The organism is Jejuia pallidilutea, from assembly GCF_002973595.1.
Taxonomy (GTDB): Bacteria; Bacteroidota; Bacteroidia; order Flavobacteriales; family Flavobacteriaceae; genus Jejuia; species Jejuia pallidilutea.
The window spans coordinates 48083-55584 of sequence record NZ_PVEO01000014.1; the positions used below are offsets into that span (position 1 = coordinate 48083).

Below are 7502 nucleotides of genomic sequence, written 5' to 3' on the forward strand. Positions count from 1 at the left end.
TAAAACCTATGCAATGAACGCACTAATTTTTTGGGCAACCATTTCTATATTCTTTTCATTTTTATGCTCAGTTCTCGAAGCTGTTTTGCTTAGTGTTACCCCAACTTTTATTAATGTAAAAAAACAGGAAGGAAAAGACTATGCTTTAACGTTGGAAAAACTAAAAAGAGATGTAGATAAACCTCTTATTGCTATACTTACACTAAACACCATTGCGCACACTCTAGGTGCGATGATGGTAGGTATTGAAGCTGAAAATTTACCATATAAAATAGAACTTTGGGGCATAAACACTGTTGGTATTGTGTCTGCTATAATGACGTTTTTAATTCTTGTAGCTTCAGAAATTATCCCTAAAACTATTGGCGCAACCTACTGGGAGGCACTTGCTAATTTTGCCTCTAAAGCGCTTACCGTTTTAATATTTCCTTTAAAATGGACAGGTATTTTATGGCTATTGCAATTAACTACAAAATTAATTGGAGGTAAGGGCCACGGTAGTGTATTAACCAGAGAAGGGTTTGTTGCCATGACTGAAGTAGCGCACGAGGAAGGGGTATTTCAAGAAAACGAAAGCAAAATCATTAAAAACCTTTTAAACTTCAAAGAGATTTTTGCCAAAGATGTTATGACGCCAAGAACGGTAATGAAAACTGAAGATGAAACCAATACTGTTAAAGATTTTTTCAATAAAAATTTAAACATTCGCTTTTCTAGAATTCCTGTTTATACAGACGAAACCGATAATATTACAGGCCTTGTGCTAAAAGATGAAATTTTTAAAGAAATGGCGCTAGGTAATAAAACTACAACACTGGCAGAACTAAAGCGCGATATTATTGTGGTGAACAGAAATTTACCAATACCAACCCTTTTTGAAAAGCTTATTGAGAGTAGAAACCACATGGCATTGGTGGTAGACGAATATGGTTCTGTAAGCGGTTTGGTAACTATGGAAGATGTTATTGAAACGCTTCTTGGTCTCGAAATAATGGACGAAAGTGATAATGTTTCAGACTTACAAAGTCTTGCTAGAAAAAGTTGGGAAGCGCGTGCAAAAAAACTAGGTATATTAGGTGAGGATAAACCCGAAAAATAATGGAAACTTGCATTATTAATTCGCCTTTGGGTTTTACTAAAATTGTTGGTAATATTGATGGAGTAGCCTCTATTTCAGTATTAAATTCCAAAGAAAGAATTAGTGATATTATCCCAGAAATACTGGAAGATTGTGTTATACAACTAAAGGAGTATTTTGAAGGCTCTCGAAAAGAATTTCAATTAAGATTAAACCCTAAAGGCACCGATTTTCAAAAGAAAATTTGGAAACTACTTCAAGACATTCCCTATGGAAAAACCACCTCTTATTTAGAACTCTCTAAGCAATATGGCGATGTAAAAGCAATACGTGCTGTAGCCAATGCTAATGGTAAAAACCCGCTCTGGATAATTGTTCCTTGCCATCGTGTTGTTGGTAGCAATGGTAATTTAACAGGTTATGCGGGAGGATTACATCGTAAAAAATGGCTTTTAGAGCACGAAAGCCCATTTAAACAACAATCATTATTCTAATGTATAGAACCATCGCAAACATAGCCAAACGCTTTTTTACCGATGCGCAAATTTATAAATATGGCTTTAATTGGTCGCCTATGTACAAACGTTCCACAGGCAAAATAATTGAAGTCTCTGATGATTTACACTACGTAAAAATTAAAATTCCTTTAAGTTGGAAAAACAGAAATTACGTAGGCTCTATGTTTGGTGGTAGTATGCTTTCTGCTACAGATCCTATATACATGATTCAGCTAATAAATATTTTAGGCGATGCCTATGTGGTTTGGGATAAGGCCGCCACTATTAAGTACCGCAGACCTGCAACTTCTACTGTGTATTGTGAATTTGTATTTACTACTGAAGAAATTCGCCAAATAAAACTTAACATATCTAAAAAGGGAGAAATAGATATTATAAAAAATCCAAACATTATTACCAAAGATGGTACCGTTATTGCCAAATTAAGCAAAACTATTTACGTTGCAGACAAGACTTTTTATAAAGAAAAAAGAAAATTAAATACGTAGCCAAAAACAAAAATCTATTTTCAAAATTAATAAGAGTTTTCATATCTTTAGATTTCACTTCGAATGTTAAAAAATGAAACTTATAAAAAAACTCTTTAAATGGCTGGTAATACTCATTGGTTTACTAATTATAGTCTTATACATTACCGATACAGACTACCTTATTAAAGCCGTTAGAACCATTTATTTAAAAGGACACACTACCGCGTATTTAGAAGATTATAAGCATTTTGACAATCAAAACATTGAAGTTGGTACACCTCAACCTTGGCCACATCATAAAGATTACAACACTACCAAAGAAACAAAAGAGCTTATTGATGTAAATAATAAATGGGGCACTATAGCTTACGTTATTATAAAAAACGATAGTGTTTGGTTTGAAAATTATTACGATGGCTTTAGTGAAAATTCTAAATCCAACTCCTTTTCTATGGCAAAAAGTTACGTTTCTGCCATGTTAGGAAAAGCAATTATGCAGGGGTATATTAAAAATTTAGACCAACCCGTGTGTGATTTTTTGCCAGAATTTTGCGAGGGTAAAGCGGCGAAAATGACTGTGGGCGATTTATCGTCTATGGCATCCGGAACTAATTGGGACGAGGCCTATTATTCACCGCTTTCTATTACAACGCGTGCTTATTTTGATGACGATTTAGCAAAGGTTGTTTTAGGCCTAAAGGTAATTGAAGAACCAGGACAAGCCTTTAAGTATGCAAGTGGAGACACGCAACTATTGGCTATGGTTATTGAAAAAGCAACAGGAAAAAAACTATACAAGTATCTAGAGGAAACCTTTTGGAAACCCTTAGGAAGCGTAAACGAAACACTTTGGCAAGTAGATAGTGAAGCAGAAGATTTAGTTAAAGCGTATTGCTGTATTGCCAGTAATGCAAAAGATTTTGCACGCTTAGGCAAGTTATACAAAGATCATGGGAAATGGAAAGGAAAACAATTGTTAGACTCTACCTTTATTGAAACCTCTATTACACCTCGTTTCCCTGAAAGTCCTGAATATGGTTATGGTTGGTGGTTATACCATAAAGACGGAAAAGATTTCTTTTTAATGCGTGGGCATTTGGGACAAATGGTAATTGTTAATAGAGCAGACAATCTTATTATTGTAAGATTAGGACACAAGCGCGCACCACAAACGCATGCTGGCGAATTTACTGCTGATGTTGGTACTTATATTTCTGAGGCTTATAAAATGATAGGAGATGATTAAAAGACTAGATTTAGAGCATATACTGTTTCTGGACATTGAAACCGTACCAGAAACTCAGCACTTTTCAGATTTAGATAAAACAAAACAAGCGCTTTGGGAAAACAAATCGCAATACCAAAGAAAGGACGAGTTTACCGCAGAAGAATTCTATAATCGTGCTGGTATTTGGGCAGAATTTGGTAAAATTGTTTGTATTTCTGTAGGCTATTTTAACTTTCAAGGGCAACGACGTGTATTTAGGGTTACCTCGTTTTATGGCGATGAAGTTACCATATTAAAAGACTTCAAAAATTTATTATTTACGCATTTTAATCAAAATAAACACCTACTCTGTGCCCATAACGGTAAGGAATTCGACTTTCCATACATAGCGCGCCGTATGATTATAAATAATATAGAACTGCCTTATAAATTAAATCTCTTTGGTAAAAAGCCTTGGGAAGTCCCTCATTTAGATACTCTAGAATTATGGAAATTTGGAGACTATAAAACCTATACTTCCTTAAAATTATTAACCAATGTTTTAGGTATACCTTCACCAAAAGATGATATTGATGGTAGCGAAGTATATGGTGTTTATTATGAAGAAGGCGATATAGATAGAATAATTACCTATTGTGAAAAGGATACTATTGCGGTAGCACAAATTTTCTTGAGATTACGAGGTGACGCATTGTTGAACGATGATGAAATTATTCACGTATAAAAAAACGTCCAAATTTATAAATCTGGACGTTTTATACATGGCTATATGCTATTAATTACTCTTTTATAAAGCGTTTCATCATAATATCTTTCCCTTGTGTTACTTCAATAAAATACATTCCTGCTTCTAAGCGATCTACTACTACTCTATCTCCAGTTTTACCTTCAAGAACTATTTGACCCAACGAATTTATAATTCTATAAGATACTTCGCCTACTTTTAATGTTTTAAGGTTCAATAAATCTTTTACGGGGTTTGGATACAATGTAAGTGTATTTAAATCAGTATTGAATTTATCCTTCACACTATCCTTGGCAGCTGCTGAACCTGCATCTAAACTAATATTATCAATAGCAATATCAGCTTGCCATGTACTTCCAGTAACTCGGTTAAATCTTAATTGCACACTATTTCCTGCATAAGCAGAAAGATCTACAACAGCCAATTGCCAAGAATTACCTTTATTGCCAGATTCGCTCCATAAGGTCGTCCAACTTAAGCCGTCATCATTACTAGCTTCTAGCGCTATTGTTCCCATATTACTAGACCCATACATATGATAACTAAAGCTAAAAATGGGTGAGACCACAGAAGTTAAATCGTAACAAGGCGAATTAATAATTGCCCTTTTATTAGGATAACCTGTGCCATTACCCGAAGCTTCAACATAAATATAGTAACTCCCCGTTATAGCACTAGAAGGCCCTGTTCCGCTAGATGGTGTTCCATTTGCATCGATAGTCCAGTTAATATCATCTGCTGTAGATTGTGTCCAACCTCCTAGAGTATTTTCAAAACTTTCAGCATAAGGGTAGGACGTTATTCCTCCTGTACAACTATCAATAGTTATTTCTTCATCAATTAAACTAATGTCATCTATAGCGATATCTGCCTGCCATGTACTGCCCACAAACCTGTTAAACCGTAGTTGTATGCCTCCACCAACATAAGCTGATAAATTAATACTAACCGTTTGCCAAGAATTGCCCTTGTTTCCACTTTCAGTCCATAAGCTAGTCCAGGTTGCACCTTCATCATCACTTATCTCTAAAGCTATTGTTCCCATATCTGAAGCGCCAAACATATGATATTTAAAGCTGAAGGTAGCTTGAGTTAAAGCACTCAAATCGAAACAAGGTGACGTAAGGATTGCTCTTTTATTTGGATAACCACTGCCATTACCTGATGCTTCCACATAAAGATAATAACTACCTTGTGTTGCACTAGAAGGCCCTGTATTGCTTGAAGGCGTTCCATTAGCATCGATAAGCCAGTTTAAGTCATCAGAAGATGATTGCGTCCAAGCCCCTAGAGTGTTCTCAAATCCTTCCGTATAAGGGAAAGCTGCTATACCTCCAGAACAGCCAATAGTAACTGGAGAAACAACTACTGTTCTGTTTAACTGAGTTGCCGCATTTCCAGAAGCATCACTTACATTATAAGTTACAATATATGTTCCTGCTAGATTTGTATTTACGGTATCGCCTCCAATTACAATATTTGCAGTAATATCGCCATCAATATTATCAGAAGCAGTTGCACCTTGTTCGTTATAAATATCTCCAACATTCAAATTAATAGTTGCAGAACCAATCAATGCTAATGTAGGTACAACGGTATCAGCAATTACATTTACCGTTCTAGTTACAGTATTGGCCAAATTACCTGAGGCATCTGAAACGTTATAATCTACAAAGTACGTACCAGCTATTAAAGTATTTACATTATCTGTAATAACAATATCGGCTGTAATATCTCCATCTAGATTATCTAATGCAGTGGCACCCTGTTCAATGTAAACATCTCCAACATTTAAGCTTATTGAAGAAGATCCGTTTAAAGTTATTATAGGAGCGGTGACATCTGGAAGCACGTTAACTATTCTATTTAACTGAACAGCAGCATTTCCTGCATTATCGCTAACATTGTAGGTCACATTATATGTTCCTACAATATTTGTATTTACAACATCTCCACCTATAACGATGTTTGCCGTAATATCTCCATCTAAATCGTCTACTGCCGTGGCACCTTGTTCAACATAAATATCTCCAACATTCAAATCTATGGAAGCTACGCCGTTTAATGTAATTATTGGAGCAGTAGTGTCTGGTATTACATTTACAGTTCTTACTACTTGTGTTGCTGTGTTTCCAGCAGCGTCAATAACATCGTAAGTTACCAAATAGGTGCCACCTAAATTGGTATCTACTATATCACCACCAATACTAATGTTCGAAGAAATATCACCATCTATATTATCGGAAGCTGTAGCGCCTTGTTCTGTATAAATATCTCCTACATTTAAATTTACTATTGAAGCACCGTTTAATAAAATTATTGGTGCAATAGTGTCTGGTATTACATTTACGGTTCTGGTAACTTGCAGTGCCGGGTTTCCTGCAGCGTCGTTCACATCATAAGTTACTTCATATGTACCACCTGTCCCTGTATTTACAACATCTCCACCTATAACGATGTTTGCCGTAATATCTCCATCTAAATCATCTACTGCTGTAGCACCTTGTTCAACATAAACATCTCCAACATTCAAATCTATAGAAGCTGCACCATTTAATGTAATTACTGGAGGCACAACGTCTGGACCAGAACCTTCTATAATTACAGTATAATCTTCAACCTCGCCATATTGAAAAGATTCGCACGACGTTGGAATGGCATTATACTTCATAGACACACGCATTCTAGTTGAATTTTCAACAGCATTAGAAGGAATTGTAAAACTGCCACTTACTGAAGTTGCCTGTGTATTTCCCTGCGTAAATACTTGTTCACCAGCATCTAAAAAATCGCCATCCCTATTATAATCTATCCATACAGAATAGGCTTCATTGTAAACTGTGCCTGTCCATGTTGGTGTTATTGTTATACTGTATTGGGAATCTTTAGTTAATGTAGTTGAAATATTTGTGAAATCTGAATAAAACTGTGCTCCAGAACTATTATTTATGGTATTTAGTTCTACTTTACTTATAAATTCGTCATTAACATTTCTTCCCGCAGAAGCACAATAATTTAATTGAACATCTAATGTCGTAAAATTATCAGACACTGTGTAAGCTGAATTGTTAGTGCCACAATTTGCCCTTATTTGTACCTCATAGTCCGTAAGATTAGCTAACCCTGTTAAGGTAGAGTTTGGAGTGGTTAACCCATTTATTTCAGTCCAACTTTGTGCACCTACTTCACGATATCTCAAATCGTATGAAGCTGATGGTATATTATCCCACGTAATTGTAGCATCGGTTTCAGTGATATTGCTACTCTCCACACCTGTTGGTACAGAAACTACACATGGAATGTCAATACTAATAACTTTAAAGTCATCAAAAATAAACCCATCGAAGGTGGTTGGATAGCCATCTGCTCTATTAGTATTGTCGGAATCAAATACAAAACGGAAACGTGCATTTGTGGCACCGAACAGGAAACTATTTTCTGTACCATCAATTAAAATTTCTTC

The 7502-nt window shown here is 35.5% G+C and carries 6 protein-coding genes; 5 read left to right on the forward strand and 1 reads right to left on the reverse strand.

All coding sequences use genetic code 11. The features are described from left to right. Window positions 1-13 precede the first annotated feature (13 nt). From CLV33_RS16325 to CLV33_RS16345, 5 genes are all read left to right on the forward strand, one after another. Window positions 14-1099, forward strand: coding sequence for a CNNM domain-containing protein (locus CLV33_RS16325; RefSeq protein ID WP_042239975.1), 1086 nt, complete (start codon window positions 14-16; stop codon window positions 1097-1099). Further along, complete coding sequence (locus tag CLV33_RS16330; protein ID WP_105474773.1) at window positions 1099-1572, forward strand: methylated-DNA--[protein]-cysteine S-methyltransferase; 474 nt, start codon at window positions 1099-1101, stop codon at window positions 1570-1572. Before CLV33_RS16325 ends, CLV33_RS16330 begins: the two co-directional genes overlap by 1 nt. Next, window positions 1572-2084 carry a DUF4442 domain-containing protein gene (locus CLV33_RS16335; RefSeq protein WP_105474774.1) on the forward strand — a complete coding sequence of 171 codons (513 nt, stop codon included), beginning with the start codon at window positions 1572-1574 and terminating at the stop codon, window positions 2082-2084. Before CLV33_RS16330 ends, CLV33_RS16335 begins: the two co-directional genes overlap by 1 nt. A 73-nt stretch (window positions 2085-2157) precedes the next feature. Then, complete coding sequence (locus CLV33_RS16340) at window positions 2158-3312, forward strand: serine hydrolase domain-containing protein (RefSeq protein WP_105474775.1); 1155 nt, start codon at window positions 2158-2160, stop codon at window positions 3310-3312. Then, window positions 3305-4018 (forward strand): 3'-5' exonuclease, encoded by a 714-nt coding sequence (locus tag CLV33_RS16345; RefSeq protein WP_042239981.1) that lies wholly within the window; start codon window positions 3305-3307, stop codon window positions 4016-4018. Before CLV33_RS16340 ends, CLV33_RS16345 begins: the two co-directional genes overlap by 8 nt. Before the next feature lie 55 nt (window positions 4019-4073). Here CLV33_RS16345 and CLV33_RS17745 read toward each other — a convergent pair. Continuing rightward, window positions 4074-7502: immunoglobulin-like domain-containing protein (locus CLV33_RS17745; RefSeq protein ID WP_244906449.1), on the reverse strand; the 3429-nt coding region annotated here is incomplete at its 5' end.